Annotated in this window: 21 protein-coding genes; 9 read left to right on the top strand and 12 right to left on the bottom strand. The window is 67.8% G+C overall.

All coding sequences use genetic code 11. The features are described 5' to 3' along the window. Positions 1 to 79 precede the first annotated feature (79 nt). Positions 80 to 604, top strand: a complete 525-nt coding sequence (locus tag BAY61_RS12190) for a DUF4352 domain-containing protein (RefSeq protein ID WP_245866025.1) — start codon at positions 80 to 82, stop codon at positions 602 to 604. Between the two features lie 45 nt (positions 605 to 649). Here the strand turns inward: BAY61_RS12190 and fgd are convergent, their stop codons facing one another. Beyond that, entirely contained in the window at positions 650 to 1,657 is a 1,008-nt protein-coding gene (fgd, locus tag BAY61_RS12185) for a glucose-6-phosphate dehydrogenase (coenzyme-F420) (protein WP_176879540.1), read from the bottom strand. Positions 1,658 to 1,911: 254 nt separating this feature from the next. Between fgd and BAY61_RS12180 the strand changes: the two genes are divergently transcribed. The 4 genes from BAY61_RS12180 (at position 1,912) to BAY61_RS12165 (ending at position 5,671) form a co-directional block, all read left to right on the top strand. After that, entirely contained in the window at positions 1,912 to 3,291 is a 1,380-nt protein-coding gene (locus BAY61_RS12180; RefSeq protein WP_176879506.1) for an MFS transporter, read from the top strand. Positions 3,292 to 3,306: 15 nt separating this feature from the next. After that, positions 3,307 to 3,849 carry a TetR/AcrR family transcriptional regulator gene (locus BAY61_RS12175; protein ID WP_091797155.1) on the top strand — a complete coding sequence of 181 codons (543 nt, stop codon included), beginning with the start codon at positions 3,307 to 3,309 and terminating at the stop codon, positions 3,847 to 3,849. A gap of 86 nt (positions 3,850 to 3,935) precedes the next feature. Beyond that, entirely contained in the window at positions 3,936 to 4,973 is a 1,038-nt protein-coding gene (locus BAY61_RS12170) for a phosphotransferase enzyme family protein (RefSeq protein WP_091797153.1), read from the top strand. Further along, a complete protein-coding gene (locus BAY61_RS12165; protein ID WP_091797151.1) occupies positions 4,970 to 5,671 on the top strand; it encodes a hypothetical protein in 702 nt (233 codons plus the stop codon). Before BAY61_RS12170 ends, BAY61_RS12165 begins: the two co-directional genes overlap by 4 nt. Positions 5,672 to 5,873: 202 nt before the next feature. Here the strand turns inward: BAY61_RS12165 and BAY61_RS12160 are convergent, their stop codons facing one another. Both BAY61_RS12160 and BAY61_RS12155 read right to left on the bottom strand, forming a co-directional pair. Continuing rightward, the gene (locus tag BAY61_RS12160; RefSeq protein WP_091798780.1) at positions 5,874 to 6,704 is read right to left on the bottom strand and encodes an enoyl-CoA hydratase/isomerase family protein; all 831 of its coding nucleotides are present in this window, start codon (positions 6,702 to 6,704) and stop codon (positions 5,874 to 5,876) included. Positions 6,705 to 6,775: 71 nt separating this feature from the next. Continuing rightward, the gene (locus BAY61_RS12155; RefSeq protein WP_091797149.1) at positions 6,776 to 7,963 is read right to left on the bottom strand and encodes a thiolase family protein; all 1,188 of its coding nucleotides are present in this window, start codon (positions 7,961 to 7,963) and stop codon (positions 6,776 to 6,778) included. Positions 7,964 to 8,123: 160 nt separating this feature from the next. Between BAY61_RS12155 and BAY61_RS12150 the strand changes: the two genes are divergently transcribed. Then, positions 8,124 to 8,708 carry a TetR/AcrR family transcriptional regulator gene (locus BAY61_RS12150; protein WP_091797148.1) on the top strand — a complete coding sequence of 195 codons (585 nt, stop codon included), beginning with the start codon at positions 8,124 to 8,126 and terminating at the stop codon, positions 8,706 to 8,708. A 132-nt stretch (positions 8,709 to 8,840) separates the two neighbouring features. Here the strand turns inward: BAY61_RS12150 and BAY61_RS12145 are convergent, their stop codons facing one another. The 6 genes from BAY61_RS12145 to BAY61_RS12120 all read right to left on the bottom strand — a co-directional run bounded on the left by BAY61_RS12145 (position 8,841) and on the right by BAY61_RS12120 (position 15,180). Beyond that, a complete protein-coding gene (locus BAY61_RS12145; RefSeq protein ID WP_091797147.1) occupies positions 8,841 to 9,602 on the bottom strand; it encodes an SDR family NAD(P)-dependent oxidoreductase in 762 nt (253 codons plus the stop codon). Between the two features lie 37 nt (positions 9,603 to 9,639). Continuing rightward, a complete protein-coding gene (locus BAY61_RS12140) occupies positions 9,640 to 10,458 on the bottom strand; it encodes an enoyl-CoA hydratase/isomerase family protein (RefSeq protein WP_170140024.1) in 819 nt (272 codons plus the stop codon). A gap of 72 nt (positions 10,459 to 10,530) precedes the next feature. Beyond that, positions 10,531 to 12,090 (bottom strand): class I adenylate-forming enzyme family protein, encoded by a 1,560-nt coding sequence (locus BAY61_RS12135; RefSeq protein ID WP_091797143.1) that lies wholly within the window; start codon positions 12,088 to 12,090, stop codon positions 10,531 to 10,533. Between the two features lie 151 nt (positions 12,091 to 12,241). Further along, positions 12,242 to 13,132 (bottom strand): SMP-30/gluconolactonase/LRE family protein, encoded by an 891-nt coding sequence (locus BAY61_RS12130; RefSeq protein ID WP_170140025.1) that lies wholly within the window; start codon positions 13,130 to 13,132, stop codon positions 12,242 to 12,244. A gap of 85 nt (positions 13,133 to 13,217) precedes the next feature. Next, entirely contained in the window at positions 13,218 to 14,366 is a 1,149-nt protein-coding gene (locus BAY61_RS12125; protein ID WP_245866023.1) for an acyl-CoA dehydrogenase family protein, read from the bottom strand. Positions 14,367 to 14,424: 58 nt separating this feature from the next. After that, positions 14,425 to 15,180: an SDR family NAD(P)-dependent oxidoreductase gene (locus tag BAY61_RS12120; protein ID WP_091797138.1), complete on the bottom strand. Its 756-nt coding sequence runs from the start codon at positions 15,178 to 15,180 to the stop codon at positions 14,425 to 14,427. A gap of 423 nt (positions 15,181 to 15,603) precedes the next feature. On the opposite strand from BAY61_RS12120, the gene BAY61_RS12115 reads away from it, so the two are divergent. Beyond that, positions 15,604 to 16,509: a sigma-70 family RNA polymerase sigma factor gene (locus BAY61_RS12115; protein ID WP_176879503.1), complete on the top strand. Its 906-nt coding sequence runs from the start codon at positions 15,604 to 15,606 to the stop codon at positions 16,507 to 16,509. Between the two features lie 39 nt (positions 16,510 to 16,548). On the opposite strand, the gene BAY61_RS12110 is transcribed toward BAY61_RS12115, so the two are convergent. After that, positions 16,549 to 16,998 carry a DoxX family protein gene (locus BAY61_RS12110; protein ID WP_110057651.1) on the bottom strand — a complete coding sequence of 150 codons (450 nt, stop codon included), beginning with the start codon at positions 16,996 to 16,998 and terminating at the stop codon, positions 16,549 to 16,551. Positions 16,999 to 17,176: 178 nt separating this feature from the next. On the opposite strand from BAY61_RS12110, the gene BAY61_RS12105 reads away from it, so the two are divergent. Together BAY61_RS12105 and BAY61_RS12100 are read left to right on the top strand one after the other, a co-directional pair. Further along, a complete protein-coding gene (locus tag BAY61_RS12105; RefSeq protein WP_091797136.1) occupies positions 17,177 to 17,602 on the top strand; it encodes a VOC family protein in 426 nt (141 codons plus the stop codon). Positions 17,603 to 17,630: 28 nt separating this feature from the next. Next, positions 17,631 to 18,254, top strand: coding sequence for a GntR family transcriptional regulator (locus BAY61_RS12100; protein WP_091797134.1), 624 nt, complete (start codon positions 17,631 to 17,633; stop codon positions 18,252 to 18,254). On the opposite strand, the gene BAY61_RS12095 is transcribed toward BAY61_RS12100, so the two are convergent. Further along, positions 18,255 to 19,004, bottom strand: a complete 750-nt coding sequence (locus BAY61_RS12095; protein WP_170140026.1) for an MFS transporter — start codon at positions 19,002 to 19,004, stop codon at positions 18,255 to 18,257. Further along, positions 19,001 to 19,546 carry an MFS transporter gene (locus BAY61_RS33785; protein WP_110057653.1) on the bottom strand — a complete coding sequence of 182 codons (546 nt, stop codon included), beginning with the start codon at positions 19,544 to 19,546 and terminating at the stop codon, positions 19,001 to 19,003. Before BAY61_RS33785 ends, BAY61_RS12095 begins: the two co-directional genes overlap by 4 nt. Between the last annotated feature and the right edge of the window lie 38 nt (positions 19,547 to 19,584).

Below are 19,584 nucleotides of genomic sequence, written 5' to 3'. Positions count from 1 at the left end.
GCCGAGACCGGCACAGCCCTCGCCCGCCCAGCACTCCCCGTCTCCAGAAGGACCGCGGTCAAAGAAACGGCGATGGGCGATGATCATCGGTGGTGTCGCCGCCGCGCTCATCGTGATCTCGGTCGTGACGACTTCCCCCGAAAGCACACCGGAGGACACAGCGGCACCGGCCGCCGAAGCACAGCAAGCCGCCGACACCGAGAGCGCCGCGACGATCGGGCAACCTGCGAGGGACGGGAAGTTCGAGTTCGTCGTCAAGGACCTCAGCCGCGCGAAAACGGTCGGCGACTACCTGACCGCGACGGCGCAGGGCGAGTACGTCATCGTGGAACTCACCGTGAAGAACATCGGCAGCGAGCCACAGTTGCTCAGCGACACCGAGCAATTCCTCTACGACGCGCGGGGCAACAAGTATTCCGCCGATTCCGCGGCGGGCATCTACCTGACCGGCGACGGAAGTGACAGCGTCTGGTTCAAGGAGATCAATCCCGGCAACACGGTCGAAGGCAAGATCGCTTTCGACCTGCCTGCCGACGTGGAGCCGGTCAGCGCCGAACTGCACGACTCCAGCCTCTCCGGCGGCGTCACCGTCGACCTCACCTGACCCTTCCGGTGGCCGACCCGTACGAGTCGGCCACCGGAAGGACACTCAGCCGCCGAGCGCGCGCAGCCTCGGCAGGATGTCCTCGGAGAACTGGCCGAGGAAGCGCTCCTGGTCGTGCCCTGGACCGTGGAACACGAGGTGGTTGAGTCCCGCGTCGACGTAGGGCTTGATCTGCGCGATCGCCTCGTCGGGGTCGGAGGCCACGATCCAGCGCCGCGCCACCTGGTCGAGCGGCAGTTCGTCGGCCAGCCGTTCCATCTCCTCGGCTGAGCCGACGCTGTGCTTCTGCTCCGGCGTCAGTGACAGCGGCGCCCAGAACCGGGTGTTGGCCAGCGCTTGCTCGGGATCGCGGTCGTAGGACAGCTTGATCTCGATCATCTTGTCGACGCCGGCGGGCTCCTTGTCCGCGGCCAGCGCGCCCTCGGCGACCGCGGGCAGCAGCTTGTCCTCGTAGAGTTCCATTCCCTTGCCCGAGGTACAGATGAAGCCGTCCCCCACTCGGCCGGCGTACTTGGCCATCACCGGCCCGCCCGCCGCGACGTAGACGGGGACCGGCTGCTCTGGCCGGTCGTAGATCTTGGCGCCGACGAGCGTGTAGTAGTCGCCGTCGAACGACACGTCGTCCTCGCTCCACAACGCGCGCATCAACCGCACCGCCTCACGCAGGCGCGCGAAGCGCTCCTTGAACTCCGGCCATTCCCTGCCGCTGACGGCGATCTCGTTGAGTGCCTCACCCGTGCCGACACCGAGGATCACGCGCCCCTCCGACAGCAGGGACATCGTGGCGAACGCCTGCGCGATCACGGCCGGGTTGTAGCGGAACGTGGGGGTCAGGACGCTCGTGCCGAGCTGAACCCTGCTGGTGCGCTCGATCACGGCCGGAAGCCAGGCGAGAGCGAACGGCGCGTGCCCGCCCTCGTGCCGCCACGGCAGAAAGTGATCCGACACCATGACGCTGTCCAGGCCGAGTTCCTCGGCCCTGACGGCGTATTCCACCAGGTCACGCGGACCGAACTGCTCCGCGGATGCTTTGTAGCCGACTTTCAGTCCCACCATGCGCTGCTGCCCGTCCTCGTCGATCCGTTCTGCGCCGGATCCGGATGAACCCGGCGCTGCTGCCGTGGCCCGAGCATATGGTCACCGCCTGCCCGGCCGCACGTCCGTACTGAACGGTATCGGCTCCGGTGAGCATTCCCGGCCGTCAAGGCGATCACCTCGTATGTCCACTATGGACACGAGCATCAAGCGTATCCTTGTGATCGAGGCCACATTTTCAAACTGTACCGGATGGAAGGTATAGTTTGAGGATGGTCATGAATGGGGCACGGCGGTGGACTCTGCTCGCCACCGTCGCCGCGGGGCTGCTACTGATCACAGTGGACAACACCATCCTCTACACGGCGTTGCCGACGCTGACGAAGGAACTCGGCGCGGGCAGCTCCGAAAGTCTCTGGATCATCAACGCGTATCCGCTGGTCATGGCGGGCCTTCTACTCGGAGCGGGCACTCTCGGTGACCGGATCGGCCATCGCCGGATGTTCCTGACCGGGCTCGTGGTGTTCGGCGCCGCCTCCGTCATGGCCGCCTTCTCGCCGAATCCGGCAACGCTCATCGCGAGCAGGGGCGTGCTGGCCGTCGGGGCGGCGGCGATGATGCCTGCCACGCTCGCGCTCATCCGGATCACGTTCACCGATCAACGGGAACGCAACATGGCCGTTGCCGTGTGGGGCAGTGTCTCCATCGTCGGCGGTGCGCTCGGGCCGATCATCGGCGGCGTCCTGCTCCGCTATTTCTGGTGGGGCTCGGTGTTTCTCGTCAACGTGCCCGTCGTCATCGTGGCGTTCGTGGCGACGCTGATCGTCGCGCCGCGTGGCGTGCCCGACCGTTCCCAGCGCTGGGACCTCGTCTCGTCGGTGCAGGCGATGGCGGGGCTCGCCGGGCTCGTCATGGCGATCAAGGAGGCGGCGAACGCCGAGACCTCCTGGCTCGTCCTCGCCGGGTCGCTCGTGGTGGCCGTGACCGGCTTCCTGCTGTTCGCACGCAGGCAACACCGGCTCCCCTACCCGCTGCTCGCCTTCTCGATCTTCCGCAACGCCGCGTTCAGCTCGGGGGTCATCGCGGCCGGAGTGTCCATGTTCGCCATCGCGGGCATCCAGCTCGCGACGACCCAGCGCTTCCAGCTGATCGCCGGATTCACCCCGCTGGAGGCGGGACTGCTGGTCGCCGCGGTGGCCGCCGGCTCGCTTCCCACCGCGCTCCTCGGCGGCGCGATCCTGCACAGGACCGGGCTTCGGCCACTGATCTCGGGCGGGCTGGCGATCAGTGTCGTCGGCGCCGGGGTGACCGTGCTCGGCCTCGGCGCGGGGGTGCACTGGACCGCCATCGGGCTCGCCCTCACCGGTGCGGGTCTCGGCCTGCCGATGTCGGTGGCCTCCAGCGCGATCATCGGCAACGTACCCGTGCACAGGGCCGGGATGGCCTCCTCCGTCGAGGAGGTGTCCTACGAATTCGGCAGCCTGACCGCGGTCGCCCTGCTCGGAAGTCTGCTCACCGGCATCGCGGCCTCGGCAGGCTTCGACACCGGCTACGTCGTGGTGATGCTGGTGGCGGGTGGCGTACTCGCGGCGGCGGCCGTGCTCACCCGGGTGATGCTCGGCGGGCGGGCGTTGGCTAGCGTCGGCCACTGACGGCAGGAGGCGATCATGCGGGAGAGCAAACGCACCAAGATCCTCACCGCGGCGGTGGAGGTCGTGCAGCGCGACGGCGTCACCTCGGTCACCTTCGATTCGGTGGCCGCGGCATCGGGGCTGACCAAGGGCGGTCTGCTCTACCACTTCCCGAGCAGGGACGCGCTCCTGCTCGCCGTGCACCAGCACGTGGCGCGGGAGTGGGAGGAGAGCCTCGTCGAGGCGGCGGGAAAGACAGCGGAGGAAGCCACGCCGGAGGAGCGGCTCGAAGCCTATGCGCGCGTCACCTCCCGCAGTGTCACGCGCGCCGAGTTGCTGCTGTTTCTCGAAGCGTCGGTCAATCCCGGCTACGCGCAGCCGTGGCGGGACGTCACCGACCGCTGGGCTCCGTCGCTCGCTGACGCGGCGAGCGGACCGGCCGCGCTCACCCACTTCATCACCAGGCTCGCCGCCGACGGTTTCTGGCTGTACGAATCGCTGTCGGGCGAACCGACCTCACCCGAACTCAGGAGAAAGGTCGTCGAGCGCATCGCGGCCACGATCGACAAGGACGCCTGAGCGCCGAAAGAAAACCCACAGGCGCGAACTGCTGGCCGCCTCCTATCATCCGGGCAGTCCGCGACCCAGACAGCCAAGGGGATTCGATGTTTCAGGCGCCAGCCACCGACGCCGACAAGGTCGGCACTCTGCTCGCCGAGCACTACGACCTCGACATCACCGATTCCACCGGCCTGGTGCCGGTCGAAGGGGGTGCCGATCTCGCGGCGACATTGTGGACGGCCACCGACTCGCGAGGTCAGCGGTTCGCGGTGAAATGGTCGGGCGGTGGCTCCGCGGCAGGGCTTGTCCTTCCTGCCGCCCTGAGCGAGGCGCTTCCCGGCAGCACGGCGAAGCCGGTCCCTTCCCGCACCGGCGCGCTGTGGATCGACACCGGAGACATGAGACTGTCCATTATGGAATGGATTGCGGGAACCAGCGCACTCGAAGCACCACTGGGACGCGAAACCTGGGAGGCTCAGGGACGGCTTCTCGGCACACTGCACGGTCTTCCGGTCACCGGACAGCTGCGCGAGTGGGTACCGCGCGAGGACTTCGACCCCAGCCGCTGGGCCGCTCTGTTCGAGCGGGTCGACGCGGTCATCGGAGAAAACGGCGCCCCTCACGACGAACCGGCCTCGCGGCTCGCCGAGGCATGGCTGCCCCACCGCGCGGACCTGCGCACGGTGCACGACCTCACGATCCGTCTCGGCGGGGTTCTGCGTGAGCGCGCCTCGCTGCCCGAGTTCGTCCCCTGCCACGCCGATCCTCACCTCGGCAACCTCATCCTGACCGGTGAAGGGCCCGTGTTGATCGATTTCGACGACGCCGTTCTCGCACCGGCCGAACGCGACTTGATGTTCGTGCTCGGCGGGGGCGTCCTCGCCGATCTGCCCGTCACTCCGGAACACCAGGCTGACTTCATGAACGGCTACGCCCGGCAGGGAACCGTCGAGGTCGACACCGAGCTGATCACCTACTACCGGGGACTGCGGACGCTGGAGGACATCGCCGAACCGGCGAGCGTCGTCCTCGACCCCAGCGCCCCTGCCAAGGAAAGGGAAGGCAACCTCGGCTACGTCACCGACGTGCTGTCCCCTGCCGGACTACTCGCCCAGACGCTCGCCGGACGGGGATCCGGGTGACGGAGCACGTACGGGAGCTGACAACCGCCGATCTCGGCTGGGCCGTGGAGACCTTGCGGCGGTACCGCGACCTGCTCGTCCCCGGCGCACCGCTGCTCTGGCGCCCCGCTGCCGACGCGGACGAACAGCACCATGCCTTTCTCACGCGGGTGATCGGTGAGGACGGCGGCCGTGGCTTCCGCACCGCCCACGCGCTGCTCATCGCGAGCGCGTCGCCACGCGGCTGGATCGTCGACGACGCAGCCGTTCCCGCCGGAGAGTGGCCGACGACGGGAAGGGCGCTGTGGTCCGCACTGGCCGCAACGGCGGCAGGGGACGCGGTGCGCTTCGTCTGCCCCGTGCCCGACACCGAACGGCGGCGCTTCGCCGACGGCCTCGGCCTCACCCTCGCGACATCGTGGTGGCACAAGGAGATTCCCGGCGGGACGGAGCACGACGAGCACACCCCGCACGTCGACGGAGCGACGGCGAGGCTCGTACCGGCGCCCCCGATCTACGCGCCGGGTGGCCCCGTCCTGTTCCTCACCTCGGTCACCGAGCCCGCGACCGCATTGGCGAGCGCGGACACGGCCGAATGCGGGGCCGCGCTCGTGGTCGTTGACCAGCCCTTCGCCGACACCTCGTCGAGCATGGTACTGACCGAGGCGGGGTTCCGCCGCCACTGCGACTTCCTCGAAGGGCGGATCACGCAGCCGTGACGGCGGGGTATCAGCTCGGCTCCGGTACCTCCGCGGGCATTTCGGGGTCGTAGACGATGTACGGGCGCCCCGTGCCCGGATGCTGGCCGACCGTCGCGCTCACCCGACCGCGCATCAAGCCGCTCCGTCCCGGGATATCCGCGTCCCAGCGAGACCAACCGAACAGGACAGTTCCTGACTCCTGACCCGGGGTTCACCTCCGTCATGTGCCGGTGAAGTCCGGTTTCCGGCCCTCCACGAACGCGGCAAGCGCCTCGGCGTGATCCGGCCCGTGCAGGGTAAGGATCTCGTAGGCGATCGAGGTGTCGAGCATGGTGTGGGCGAGTTGCTTCAAGCCGATGTTGACCGATACCTTGCTCCACCGGATGGCGTCCTGCGCACCCGCGGCGAGCCTCGTGGCGAGCGCGTCGACCGCGCCGTCGAGCTCATCGCGGGGCAGCGCGTGGTTGACAAGGCCCATCTCCGCCGCGCGCGTGGCGGAGATCTGATCGCCGGTCAGCAGGAATTCCTTGGCCCGCGCGTATCCGATGAGCTGTGGCCAGATGATCGCGCCGCCGTCGCCAGCGACGACTCCCGCCGACACGTGCGGGTCGGCGATGCGGGCGTCGTCTGCCATGTAGATGATGTCGCAGAACAGGGCCAGCGTGGCGCCGAGACCCATCGCGTGACCGTTGACCTTCGCGATGATCGGCTTTTCGAGATCGAGCAGCGAGAAGATGATCCGCTTGGCCGAGGTCATGTCGAGATAGTTACCGGGGCCGTTCTTCTCGGTGTCCTCAAGGATCGCCTTGATGTCCCCGCCGGCGCAGAAGGCGCGGCCCGCTCCGGTGAGGACCACGACCGACGTCCGCTCGTCCCGGGCGATATCGATGAAGATGTGGCTCAGTTCCTCGTGGAGCGCGTTGTCGACGGCATTGAACCGTTCCGGCCGGTTCAGGGTGAGTGTCAGCACCGAACCGGATCTGGTGACCAGTATGTTCTCGTATCCGCTGTAGTCGACTGCCGTGTTGGCTGTGTTGGCTTCGTTGGCCATGGCCGGTTTCCCTTCCGCTGCCTTGCTCGTGAACCGCCCCTTGCCGAACCACAATGGACGGTGATTGCCAGCTACCTGCTCAGGATCGTCACCGTCGCCGCGGCGGGGTCGGGGCCGAGGTAGCCGCCCGCGTTCTCGGCGAGGCCGACCCTCGGTGCACCCGCCTGACGGTTGCCCGCGCGACCACGAAGCTGTTCCACCAGTTCGACGACCTGACCAAGACCGGTCGCGCCGAGCGGGTGTCCCCTGCTCTGCAAACCGCCGCTCGGGTTGACCGGAAGCGAGCCGCCGATCCGCGTCGCACCTTCGCGCAGCTTCGCCAGCGCCTCGCCCTGGGCGCACAGACCTAGTTCCTCGAGCACGATCAGTTCGGCGGGGGAAGCGGCGTCGTGACATTCGACGATCTCGATGTCCTCCGGCCCGATCCCGGTCTGCTCGAACGCGCGTCGCGCCGTCGCGGGAACCAGTTCGTCGAGCACGCCCCTTCGGCCGGCGGCGACCACGACGCCGCGCAACCGCACCGCTTCGGATTCCCAGCGGGCCGCCAGTTCCGGTGCCGCGACGAGCACCGCCGCCGCTCCGTCACTCATGGGCGCGCACATCGGCACCGTGAGCGGACCGCTCACCTGCCGCGCCGAAAGCACTTCCTCGATGGTGAGTTTCCTGCCGTACTGGGCTTTCGGGTTGCGCGCACCGTGCTCGCTGTTCTTGACCGCGACCGCGGCGAAGTCTTCCTTCGTCGCGCCCGTGTGCTCCATGTACCGGTGCGCCGCGCGAGCGTAGACGTCCATGAACACCGACCCGCTCCCGTTCGCGCCGAGTTCTGCCAGCACCTCGGGCAGATGCTCCTGATCCAGCGCCGAGGCAAGTGAGGCGAGCGCGCGAGCCTTGTCCTCGATGTGCAGTTTCTCCACACCGACGGCGAGCGCCGCATCGACCTGTCCCGATGCGACCGAAAGCCAAGCCTGGTGCAGCGCCGTGGATCCGGACGCACACGCGTTCTCGACGTTGACGAGCGGAATTCCCGCCACCGCCGTGCGAGAAAGCGCATGCTGACCACGCACCGATTCCTGCCCCTGCAACAGTCCGGAAAGGACATTGGCGTAGTAGATCATCCCCAGCCCATCGGCCGGTTCCCCTCGAAGGCCCGCGTCCGCGATGGCCGACTCGACGGCTTCGGTCGCCAGCGAGGAGACCAACCTGTCCGGCTGCTTACCGAAGTCGGTCATCCCGACCCCCGCCACCACAACGTCGCGCACGGTTCCTCCTCATTGTTCACCGGCCTGCTGTTCGCCGAGTTATCTTAACTAACTGACTAATATAGTATCTTGGCAGCGGAAAAGAAATGCCGAACCCGACGGCGGCGTCACGAGCGGTGAGGCCACGCAGGTGCACTAGGCTGACGCCGGAGGAGGCGTGATGACACGGAAGCGCGCGACAAGCGTGCAGCAACTGGTCGACGCTGCGGCGGCCGTATTCGAGCGCAAGGGCTTCACCGAGGCGACGATCAGTGACATCGCGGCGGAGGCAGGCGTCAGCAAACCCACCGTCTACCAATACGTCACCTCCAAACGATGGTTGCTGGAGACAATCGTCGAGCAGGTCATCTACCCACTGCGGCACAGCCTCGACGAAATCGTCGACAGCGACCTGCCCGCGCGCGAGAAGCTCACGCGCTACCTCAGGGTGCAGGTGGACGCCGCGATCCGCTACCGCACCTACTACGCGGTACTCAACGCGGGCCAGCACCAGCTTTCGCCACAGGCACTGCGCAACTACACATCCTGGGCGCGCGAGGTGAACCACATCGCCACCGGCCTTTTCAAACTCTGCGCCGACGAGGGCATCGTGCGAGCCGACCTCGACGTGGTGACCACGGTCAACCTGATCAACGGGATGATGCTGTCGATCGCCCGCTGGTACGACGACAAGGGAAAGCTCGACCCCGACCAGATCCTCGATCACACGCTACGGCTGCTCTCCGGTTACATCCTTCCGCCCTAAAAGGACACATGGGACGGCCGTCCTATGTGTCCCGTCCTTCCACATGCCGGGGCGGTGTGCCAACACGCGTCGGCACACCGCCCCTGAACGTGGTGACCCTGCCCGCCGCTGTCGAGACGAGCAGGGTGGCCGCTACCGCGCCGTCAACCGCGTCGCCGCGTCGAGCCGGACACATTCTCCGTTGAGATAAGGGTTCTCGACGATGGCTCGCACCATGCGCGCGAACTCGGCGGGCCTGCCGAGCCTGCGCGGTTCGGTGATCATGCCGACGAGTCCTTCCCGCACGTCCGGCGGCAAACCCGTCGACATGGGCGTTTCGAACAACCCCGGAGCGATCGCGTTCACCCTCACCCCCTTGCCGGACAGATCGCGAGCGACCGGCAGGGTCAGACCGATGACACCCGCCTTGCTCGCCGCGTATGCCGCCTGTCCCGGCTGTCCTTCGTAGGCCGCGCCTGACGACGTATTGACAACGACGCCCCGCTCACCGTCCTCGGGCTCGTTGCCGAGCATCGCGGCGACGGCCACGCGCATCACGTTGAAGGTGCCGCACAGATTGGTCCGGATCACTCGGTCGAAGTCCTCGAAGGACGCGGGAGTACCGCGAGAGACGATCTTCGCTGCACCGATGATCCCCGCCGTGTTGACGTTGACGTGCACCGCGCCCAGCGTACGCATCACCTCGTCCACGGCACGCTCGACGTCACTGGCTTCGGTGATGTCCGCGCCGAGCGCGAGACCGCCACCGAGTTCGCGGACGACCTCCTTCGCCTGTGCCGCGTCCCGGTCGAGTACGGCGACCACAGCGCCCCGCGCCGCGAGATCGACGCACACCGCGCGTCCCAGTCCCGACGCTCCTCCGGCGACGAGCGCCACCTTGTTTTCGAGTTCCATCACGCCTCCTCGGCCGTCATCGTCAGTTCAGCGGCGCTCAGGCCGGATCCCGCTCGCCGAACACGGGCACCCGCCGCTGCGTGAAGGCCAGCAGCCCCTCTTCGAAGTCCCCGCCACCGGCGATGTAGCGCTCACATTCGGCCAGTTCCAGTGCGAGCGCCTCGTCGAGCGAAAGGTCCAGTCCTTCCTCGACCACGCGCTTCATCGCGGCCAGTCCCCTCGCGCTGCGCTGTCCTATGCGCTCGGCCAGCGCCTGTGCCCGCGAGGACAGTTCGCCGCCGGGGACGACCTCATTGACCAGACCGCATTCGCGCAGCAGTTCCGCGTCCCAGGTGTCAGCGGTGAACAGCAGGTATTTCGCCCTGTTGACACCGATCTTGCGCGGCAGCCTCGTCGCGCCGCCCGCCGCTGGGAACAACCCGTAGCGGGCGTGCCCGTCGCTGATCGCCGCGTTCTCGTCAGCGAGCACCAGATCGCAGGCCAGCGTCAGCTCCAATCCTCCCGCGATCACGTTGCCGTGCACCGCGGCGATCACCGGAAGCGGATGAGCCGCGATCCTGGCGCAGACGTCGGCGATGGAGCGCAAGAACCCGGACAACGCGCCCGCGGCGGTGTGACCGTCGTCCGCTCCTTTTCCGTGTGCCAGCACCATCTTCAGGTCGGCGCCCGCGCAGAACGAGGGTCCGTTTCCTGCCAGGACGATGGCTCGGACCCCGGTGTCCCGCTCGGCCCTGCGCAGCCCTTCGCCGATACCGGCGACCACCTCCGCCGACAGCGCGTTGTGGGCGCCGGGCCGGTTCAGGGTGATCCACGCGGCGGGGCCGCGACGTTCGTACAGAACGGATTCATCGGACACGGTGTGTGTACTCCTCACTCAGGCGACGCTGCGCCATGGGGACAATCGCGAAAAGCGGACCGGCGCGCGGAGTCAGGCCCGGCCGAGCCCGTCGCCCGTGGCGAGATAGCGCTCCCTCGCCTGGCGTCGCAGGATCTTTCCGAGCGGCGTCTTGGGCAGCTCGGCGACGAAACGGACCCCGGTGACCTTCTTGTAGGAACCGACGCGCTCGCGGGTCCACTCGATCAGCTCGGCCTCGGTGACCTCAGTGTTCTGGGCGTCGCCGCGCAAGACCACGAGCGCGCACGGCGTCTCTCCCCACTTCTCGTGGGGAACGCCGACGACGGCCACGTCCTGGACGGCGGGATGTGCCGACAGCGCTTTCTCCAGCTCGGCAGGCCAGATGTTGAACCCACCGGAGTTGATCATGTCTTCCTTGCGGTCGGCGAGATAGAGGAATCCGTCCTCGCTGAGGTAGCCCATGTCCCTCGTGCGCACCCCGCCGTCGGCGGTGAACCTCGCCGCCGCCGCTTCGTCGTCACCCCAGATGCCCGACATCATGCAAGGCGCGCCAGCCACCACTTCCCCGACCTGGCCACGAGGCAACTCGTTGCCCTCGTCGTCCTCGATCCGGACCCAGGCGTTGGGACTCGGCCTGCCCGCCGAGGCGAGCACGCCGGAACCGAGCCTGTGGTGCCGTGGCATGAGGATGGCGATCGGGACCACCTCGCTCTGACCGTAGAGCTGGTACATGATGTCGCCCCACACGTCGAGGGCCTTACCGAGAGTGGTCTCCGATATCGGTGCCGCGCCGTACATGACGGCCCGCAGCGACGAGAGATCCCTCGTCTTCGCGTCGGGGTGGTCGGTGATCATCTGGATCATCGTGGGCACCACGAGCGTCGCGGTGACCTTCTCGCGTTCGACGATTTCGAGGAACTTCCCCGGATCGAAGCCGGGCATGACGATCGTGGTGGTTCCGGCGGCGAGCAGCGGGTAGATGAACATGCCTGCCGCGTGGGTGAGCGGGCCTGCCGCGAGGTAGCGGTCCGAATCGTCGAAGCCCGGCAGCACGACCGCGAACTCGTTGCCCATGCCCATGGTCGCGCCGACCGTGATCATGATCCCCTTGGGCAACCCCGTCGTACCGGAGGAGAACCGGATCGTCTGCGGATCGTCCTCGGCGAGCCGGACGTCGGGTTGTTCGGGAGAAGCGGCGGCGAGTACGTCCTCATAGGACTTGACGCCTTCCGCGCCACCGGTGTCGCCGAGCACGATCACGTGCCGCAGTCCGGTGATCTCGCCGAGCACACCGGACATCCGGTGGTAGTAGTGCGCGTCGACGATGATCGCCTTCGCCCCGGTGTGCTCGATGAGATACCGGTGGCGCTCCGGCGCGTCATGCGCGTGCAGTGAGCAGCGGACGAAGCCGCCGATCGCCGTTCCGACGATCAGTTCCAGCGATTCGAGGCGGTTGTCGCCGAGCAGCGCGATCCGGTCCCCCTGCTCCAGCCCGAGATCGGCCAGCGCGTTCGCCAGCCTGCTCGACCGCTCTCCGAATTCGCCATAGGTCAGCGCCGTGTCCTCGCAGCGGACCGCGACGCGGTCGCGGTAATCGTGCGAGACCCTGCGCAGCAGCCGGACGGGATCCATCGTCACTCCCCTTTGGTCGTGTTCATGAGCGGCGAAGCGCTCGGAGTGGGCAGGCGACCGGTGCCGCCGCGAGGTTGTGCCGTGATCGCTCGCGGGACGGCGACGGGGCGAAGCCGCCCGCGCCGTCCCGCGAACCTCGTTCGAAAAGTGTTCAGGCGACCGGGACGTCGACCGTGGTCGACACGAGCGCCGCCGTGCCCTTCACGCCCTGGGCAGCCTCGAAGAATCCTTCGCAGACGGCGAGCATCAGCTCGGTGCCGCTGGAACCACCGAGCGCGCACGAGTAGAGGCCGAGGTCACCGGGCGCCGGGATCTCGGCGGTCACCTCACCCTGCGGCGAGACCCGCACACAGCGCTTGTTCGAAGCGTCGGAAACCCAGATGTGGTCGTCCTTGTCGATGGTGAGGCCGTCGGGGGACAGTTCGATGGCACCCAGCATCTCCGCGGCTCCTCCGGGCGGCGGCACCGGTCCGAACTGGGCGAGCGTGCGCCGGTCGGTGAGCGTGCCGTCGTCGGCGATGGTGAAGGCGGTGAGCCTTCCCGCGAACGACTCGGCCACGATCAGCGTGCTGCCGTCCGCGGTGACGACGATTCCGTTGGGGCACCACAGATCCGAGGCGGCGACCCGTACGGAACCGTCGGGGTCGGCGCACAGCAGGTCGCCTGGCTCGGGGTCGGCGCCTTCGACGATCGCGAAGCCGATACTGCCCACCCACGAGCGGCCCTGCTTGTCGACGCACATGTCGTTGATCCAGTGCTCGGACAGCCCCGACATGTCGGCGTGCTCGCTTACCTCACCGTCGGCGGTGCGGCGCAGCAGCTTGCGGTCCTTCATGGACACGATGATCATCGAGCCGTCGGGGAGCCAGCCCAGGCCCGAACACAGCGCGTCGACCTCCATGATGTCGGTCCGGTTCCCCGCATCGTCGATCTTGAGCACGATGCCGCGGAAGGCGTCGGAGGCATACCAGTTGCCTTCGTGCCAGCGAAGGCCCTCGAAGTAGTCGCCGCCGTCGGCAAGGGTGCGGAATTGCTCTGTCATGTTCTCTCTTTCGGTTGGGCCGCGCGAGGACGGCGTCATCGGTGTTTCTCTTGTGGTGCGGGGTGGTGCTTGCTGCCCGTGTTGCTCAGAGGCCGTAGGATTTTCCGATGATCTCGCGCTGAATCTCACTGGTACCGGCGTACACGGTGGACACGATGGATTCGCGAAGGTGGCGTTCCATGTCGTATTCCTTGGTGTACCCGGCGCCTCCCATCAACTGCATTCCCTCGACGGCGAGCCGCTTCGCGGTCTCGGTGACCTTGAGCTTCACCATCGACGCCTCGCGAGGCACCTGCCGGTGCGGGTCGGCGTCGAGCTTCGCCGCGAGGTCGTGCACGAGCAGCCTGCAACACTCCAGCTCGGTGGCGAGGTCGGCCATGCGGTGCCGGATGGCCTGGAAACTTCCGATCGGACGGCCGAACTGTTCGCGCTGTCGCACGTATTCCAGCGCGTCGTCGAACGTGCGGCGCGCGTGCCCGAGGAACATCGCCCCGCACATGAGCCGGTCGGTGTTGAGACAGCTCATCATCTGCCGCCACGCGGCACCGACCTCGCCGATGACCCGGTCGGCCGGTACGACGGCGTCGGTGAAGTAGACCTCGTTGACCTCGTCGCCGCCGAGGGTGGCGATGGGCCGCACGGTCACGCCAGGGGTATCGGCGGGAACGTCGATCATGGTGATGCCGTCGTGCTTGCCCTCGCCCTCGCCCGTGCGGCACAGCAGGAAGATCCGCGAGGCGATGTGGGCGCAGGAGATCCAGGTCTTCTGCCCGTTGATGACGTAGTTGTCACCTTTGAGTTCCGCCTTGCAGCGCAGGGATCCCGCATCGGACCCGGTGTCGGGTTCACTGATCGCGGTCGCGAGGATCTCGCCACGGCAGACCGAGCCGAGGATGTCCTGCTTCTGTTCCTCGGTGCCGAACCGTTCGACGACGCTCGCGCTCACGAGCGTCACCGCGAGTCCGAACAGCGGTGCTTGGCCGTAGGCCATCTCCTCGACGAGGTGACAGGCGTCGGTGGCGCTGCCCCCTCCCCCGCCGTACGCCTCGGGCAACGCGGCACCCACCCAGCCGAGCTCGGCGAGTTCCTTGTGCAGTGACTGGCTGTGAGCCAGCGTGCCGTCCTTGGTCAGTTCGAGCCGCTGCTGCCTCGTGCCGCACTTGGCTTTGGCGAAATCCCGTAGCGCGGCAACGAATTCCCGCCTGTCGGCCGCACCGGCCATACCTGTCTCCATACTCGAACCTCTCGTGCACGTCCTCGGCCTGCGTCGCCAGGTACTCATCATCGGTGGGTTACGCGGTGCCGCCGTTGTCGATCGGATACAACACCCCTGAGGTGAACGACGATTCGTCACTGACGAGGTGCAGCGCGACGGCGGCGACCTCCTCCGGGGTGCCCCAGCGTCCCTGCCGGGTGGCGAGGTACTGGTCGATGCTCATCCCGAACCCTCTCGCCAGCACTTCCGTCGACCGGTCGGCCGCGACGGTCTTGATCAATCCGGGAACGAGGGCGTTGACCCTGATCCCGTCCTTCCTGAGTTCGGCGGCGGCGGTGCGGGTGAGCGCTTCCACGCCTGCCTTGGCTGCCCCGTAGGCGCTCATCCCCGGCATCGCCTTTCCGGCCGCGACGGAGGAAAGGTTGAGAATCGCGCCCCCGCCGCCACGCCCGATCACGGGCGCGGCGTGCTTGATGCCGTGAAACGTGCCGTCGAGGTTGACCGCGATGACCCTGCGCCAGGTGTGCTCGTCGGTGTCGACGACGTCCACTCCGGCACCGAAGCCCGCGTTGTTGACCATGATGTCGAGGCGGCCCCACTCGGCCACCGTCGATTCGATCGCCTCGGCGACCTCGGCGGCGCTGGTGACATCGCAGCGCGTGAAACGGCATGCGGGGGCAAGCCGGCCCGCCAGCGTCGTGCCGCCCTTCTCAGCGAGGTCCGCGATCGTCACCCGCGCCCCTTCGGACACGAATCGTTCGACGATCGCGGCACCGATTCCGTGTGCCCCGCCGGTCACCACCGCGACCTTGCCGTCGAGCCGCCCCTTCACGCGCGCGCTCCCGCGACCGGAGAGCCAAGGGGCTCAAGGCCACGCCGCTCCGAGCTGTCCGCATCGGACACATCGGCTGCCGGGCCGGTCGAGACGCCCGGCAGGGCACGGGTGACGACCGCCTGTCGCCACCTCCCGCTCGCAGACCACATCATCGTGCCTTCCTCAGGGGGTGAGCCGGCCAGTTGCTTATCTTACTGGTTAGTCAGGATTCTAGGGAGCGCCCCCGGGGCCGTCAAGGACACGAATCGGGGAGGACATCCGGCCGGCGTTCCAAGGCACCCGCGCGCCGGAACAATGCACACGCTCCGCCCGGAACCCCGTGCACGCCAAGACTTTCGGGTCGTCTCGCGAGCGCGGCGGCGGCACCTCCGGCCCTCGGCGCCGGCACGGTGGTCACATCGGCTCGCCGGTGCGGGTCAAATGGAGACACCGGAGGAGAGGACGGCGGCGGTGACCGAGGAAGAACTACTGGCGGCGCGGTTCGAGGAACAGCGGCCACGCCTGCGCGCCGTGGCCATGCAGGTGCTGGGCTCGTCGAGCGACGCGGACGACGCCGTACAGGAGGCGTGGCTGCGACTGAGCCGCACGGGCGCCACGGCGGTGAACGATCTGGCCGCCTGGCTGACGACTGTCGTGGCCCGGGTGTCGCTGAACATCCTGCGTTCCCGTGGTACCCGCAGGGAGCAGCCCCTGCCGGAAGAGGGCGTGCCACGGCGGGGTTTCGCCGAACCGTCCGGCGCGGCACCCGAGGATCAGGCGGTGCTCGCCGACTCGGTCGGCCTCGCGCTGCTGGTGGTACTGGACACGCTGGGCCCGGCCGAGCGGCTGGCTTTCGTACTGCACGATCTGTTCGGGGTGCCGTTCGAGGACATCGCGCCGATCGTCGAGCGCAGTCCCGCCGCCACCCGCAAGCTCGCCAGCCGTGCGCGCCGCAGGGTGCGCGGCGCCACCGTGGCCGGAGAGAAGGAAGCCGCCCGCCGCGACGAGATCGTCACCGCTTTCCTCGCAGCCGCCCGGGGCGGCGACTTCGACGCTCTGCTGCGGCTGCTCGCACCCGATGCCGTGCTGCGCACCGATCCGGCGGCGGCGAGGGCAGGCGCGAGCGCCGCGACCGGAGCGCGGGACGTGGCGCGTGGCTTCACCGGCCGGGTCAAGGCCGCCCGGCTCGCTCTCGTCGACGGCCTGGCCGGTCTGATCTGGGTGTCGGAGGGGCGACTCAGGGTCGTCTTCACCTTCGCCGTCGCCGAAGGCAAGATCACCGCGATCGACGTGGTCGCCGACGACGACCGCCTCGCGCGGCTCGACGTCCGGCCACTGGAGCGCTGACGGCGGCACCTTTTCCGGCCGGGACGCCGAACCACGCGGTCAGATCCGCGCCACCGGCCTGCCGGAGTCCGCGCGCGGGCTCTTCTTGTCCGCCCGCAGCAGATCCCGCCAGTCGGCGGGCCAGTTCACCAGCGCGATCACGGCCACGATCACCAGGTTCACCGGCGCGGCCAGGCTCCGCGAAAGCGCGTCCTGGTTGACGATGTGCGTGGTGACGGCTCCGGTGAGCAGCAGGACCAGCGCGGCGGAACCGGCGAACCTCGTCCGCCGGTCAGGGATGACCAGCAGTGCGGCGCAGATCAGTTCCAGGGTGCCGACGACGAACCGGAACCACGGCGGATAGCCCCAGTCGGCGAACTTGACCGAGTAGGGCGGTCCGAAGAACGTCTCTCCAGGCAGGTATTTGGTCACGGCGCCCACGAGGAACGCCATGGCGACGATCCAGTAGGCGGCGGTGCCAAGGCGGGTCGGCCAGGTGCGGGGTGTCATGTCGGTTCTCCGTTGCTCAGGCGATCGTTCGCCGACATGACCCGGCGCGGCGCGCACGTGTGACCGCACCGGCCGGGATTTCTGGGCGGCTCCGTCGCGAGCCATTTGTATACATGAGCTGACTATGTATACTTCATGTTGCCCAGTACACAACATGAGTACCCAAGGAGGCCGCAGCATGGCGGACAAGCCCAGCTTTCATCTCGCGATCCCGGTGGACGACCTCGCCGAGGTCAGGAAGTTCTACGGCGGCGTGCTCGGGCTCGCCGAGGGCCGCTCCTCCGACATGTGGGTCGACTGGAACTTCTACGGCCACCAGCTCGTGACGCACGTGGCTCCGCGCGCGACGACCGGGCCCGAGGCGCACAACCCGGTGGACGGCCACCAGGTGCCGGTCCCCCATTTCGGCCTGGTTCTGCCCGTTCCCGACTTTCACGAGCTCGCGGCCAAGCTCCGCGCGGCCACCATCTCCTTCGTCATCGAGCCCTACGTCAGGTTCGAGGGCGAGCCGGGGGAACAATGGACGATGTTCTTCCTTGACCCGGCGGGCAACGCCATCGAGATCAAGGCATTCCAGGACGAGTCGCGGCTCTTCGCGAAGTAGCGGCGGCCGGACACCACGAGGAGGCCGAGTGGGCACCAAGGTCGACCAGGTCTATCACGCGCTCAGGGACGACATCGTCGCCGGTAAGGCCGCGCAGGGAACAGCGCTGGACGAGGCCGCGCTCGCCGAGTCGTTCGGGGTGTCCCGGACACCGGTGCGGGAAGCCCTGCGGCTACTGCAAAGCGAGGGACTTCTCGTCGCGGGCGCCCGGCGGCAGTTGTTCGTGGTGGACCTTTCCGACCGGCACCGGCGCGAGGTCGCCATCCTGCGCGAGGCGCTGGAAGGCAGCGCCGCCGAGGAAGCCTGCTCGCAATGGCAGCCAGCGGACCTCGACAACCTGCGGTTGCTGATCCTCAAGCAGCGCCGCGCCGCGAAGGACGACGACGCGGACACGTTCCTGACCCTCGACGAGCGGTTTCACCGCGAACTCGCCGAGGTGGCCCGGATGCCGACACTCTCGACACTACTGGGCCACCTCGGCGCGTTCGTCCGTCTCGCCAGGATCGGCGTTCCCACTGGCTCGGCTCACATGTTCAGCCTCGCCGGTGAACACGACCGCCTCGTCGATCTTCTCGAACAACGTGACGCCGCCGCGCTCAGAACCGCGCTGGGACAGCACATCCACAACACCGGCAGCAGGCCGGGCGCCTGATCAGGCAGGCGATTCCACGGTCTGCTCGGCCTTCTTCGCCGGAGTGCGCAACAACAACGTCAGCAGGCCGCCGAGCAGGTAGCAGCAACCGAGGACCCACATCGTTCCCTCGACCCCCAGCGGGGTGAGGCACAGCCCGACCAGCCCGGGCCCCGCCGCCGTGCCGAGACCGGCTCCGAGGTTGAGCCCTGCCATCGCCGCCCCGGTCCGTTGTGGAGCGATGACCGGCATCAGCGCAGACATCGGGGCGAACCCGGCGAGGCAGGCGCAGAACAGGCTGCCCACCAGTATCGACAACCAGAAGTTCTGCGTCATCGTCGGCACGTAGTAGAAGGCGACCGTGGTGACCGCGCAGCCGATACAGCCCATCCAGCGCAGCACCAGCACGACGCCGTAGCGATCGCTCCAGTAACCGGCGAGCAGGTTGGCGCCGAGATTGACCAGGTACATGACCGCGTAGATGGTCAGCCAGTCACTGAGCGGGAATCCGAGACTCACCGTGAAATACACCGGCAGGAAGACGGGGAACCCGAACTGGGAGACCCCGTTGATGACCCTGATCAGCCCGGCGACGGCGACCCTCGGTTCCTGCCACAGCACCGAAACGCCCTTCACCAGGCTGCGTACCGGGCTGGATTCGGGCCGGTCGAGCGGGCGGCTCCCTCCGGGCGCACGCACGACGAGCCCGACGGCGGTACCGAGCACGATCACGCCGAGCGCCGCCCACAGTGTGTTCAGCGGTCCGATCAACGGGATGACCGCATTGCCACCAGCGGGCTGAGCGTGGAAAATCCCGCGATGTAGGCGAACCAGAACCAGCCGACCGCCATGCCGAGGCGTTCCTGCCGGACCGTGCGCACCACCCACATCAGGAACCCGTACGCGAAGAGCGGATAGCCGAATCCCCGCAGTCCGTAACAAAGTAGCAGTACCGAGGTCGACTGACCCGCGATGCCGAACGCGACGAAGGGTACGTGGAACAACACCCAGATGATCGAGCCGGCCAGCATCAGCCGCTTGGGACCGAACACATCGGACAGTGCTCCGGCCATCCACGCGGACACCCCGGCTGTGATGCCGTAGATCGTGAACATCAGGGCCACTTCGGACTGTCCGAACCCGTTTCCGACGAGCATCGCGGAGAGGTAGCCCTGCTCGACCCCGTCGCCGATCATGAAAAGCCCGAGCGCGAGGTAGCCAAGCGCCAGTGAGCGCGGGATTCCGACCCGGTCGAGCACGGCGGCCAGCGGCCCCGGTGCGCTCAACGACCCGTCAGGTGTGGGATGCGACATTGCTGTTCCCGTTTCTCTGTGCGAATTCGGTTCGAGGT

The sequence above is a fragment of the Prauserella marina genome, from assembly GCF_002240355.1.
Lineage (GTDB): Bacteria > Actinomycetota > Actinomycetes > Mycobacteriales > Pseudonocardiaceae > Prauserella_A > Prauserella_A marina.
This window is presented reverse-complemented; position numbering and strand designations above follow the sequence as displayed.

What these genes read in the sequence shown, in the direction of transcription:
- BAY61_RS12190 (WP_245866025.1), top strand. Translation starts at nt 80, where the DNA reads ATGATCATCGGTGGTGTCGCCGCCGCGCTCATCGTGATCTCGGTCGTG.
- BAY61_RS12180 (WP_176879506.1), top strand. Translation starts at nt 1,912, where the DNA reads ATGGTCATGAATGGGGCACGGCGGTGGACTCTGCTCGCCACCGTCGCC.
- BAY61_RS12175 (WP_091797155.1), top strand. Translation starts at nt 3,307, where the DNA reads ATGCGGGAGAGCAAACGCACCAAGATCCTCACCGCGGCGGTGGAGGTC.
- BAY61_RS12170 (WP_091797153.1), top strand. Translation starts at nt 3,936, where the DNA reads ATGTTTCAGGCGCCAGCCACCGACGCCGACAAGGTCGGCACTCTGCTC.
- BAY61_RS12160 (WP_091798780.1), bottom strand. Translation starts at nt 6,704, where the DNA reads ATGGCCAACGAAGCCAACACAGCCAACACGGCAGTCGACTACAGCGGA.
- BAY61_RS12150 (WP_091797148.1), top strand. Translation starts at nt 8,124, where the DNA reads ATGACACGGAAGCGCGCGACAAGCGTGCAGCAACTGGTCGACGCTGCG.
- BAY61_RS12145 (WP_091797147.1), bottom strand. Translation starts at nt 9,602, where the DNA reads ATGGAACTCGAAAACAAGGTGGCGCTCGTCGCCGGAGGAGCGTCGGGA.
- BAY61_RS12135 (WP_091797143.1), bottom strand. Translation starts at nt 12,090, where the DNA reads ATGGATCCCGTCCGGCTGCTGCGCAGGGTCTCGCACGATTACCGCGAC.
- BAY61_RS12130 (WP_170140025.1), bottom strand. Translation starts at nt 13,132, where the DNA reads ATGACAGAGCAATTCCGCACCCTTGCCGACGGCGGCGACTACTTCGAG.
- BAY61_RS12125 (WP_245866023.1), bottom strand. Translation starts at nt 14,366, where the DNA reads ATGGAGACAGGTATGGCCGGTGCGGCCGACAGGCGGGAATTCGTTGCC.
- BAY61_RS12115 (WP_176879503.1), top strand. Translation starts at nt 15,604, where the DNA reads ATGGAGACACCGGAGGAGAGGACGGCGGCGGTGACCGAGGAAGAACTA.
- BAY61_RS12110 (WP_110057651.1), bottom strand. Translation starts at nt 16,998, where the DNA reads ATGACACCCCGCACCTGGCCGACCCGCCTTGGCACCGCCGCCTACTGG.
- BAY61_RS12105 (WP_091797136.1), top strand. Translation starts at nt 17,177, where the DNA reads ATGGCGGACAAGCCCAGCTTTCATCTCGCGATCCCGGTGGACGACCTC.
- BAY61_RS33785 (WP_110057653.1), bottom strand. Translation starts at nt 19,546, where the DNA reads ATGTCGCATCCCACACCTGACGGGTCGTTGAGCGCACCGGGGCCGCTG.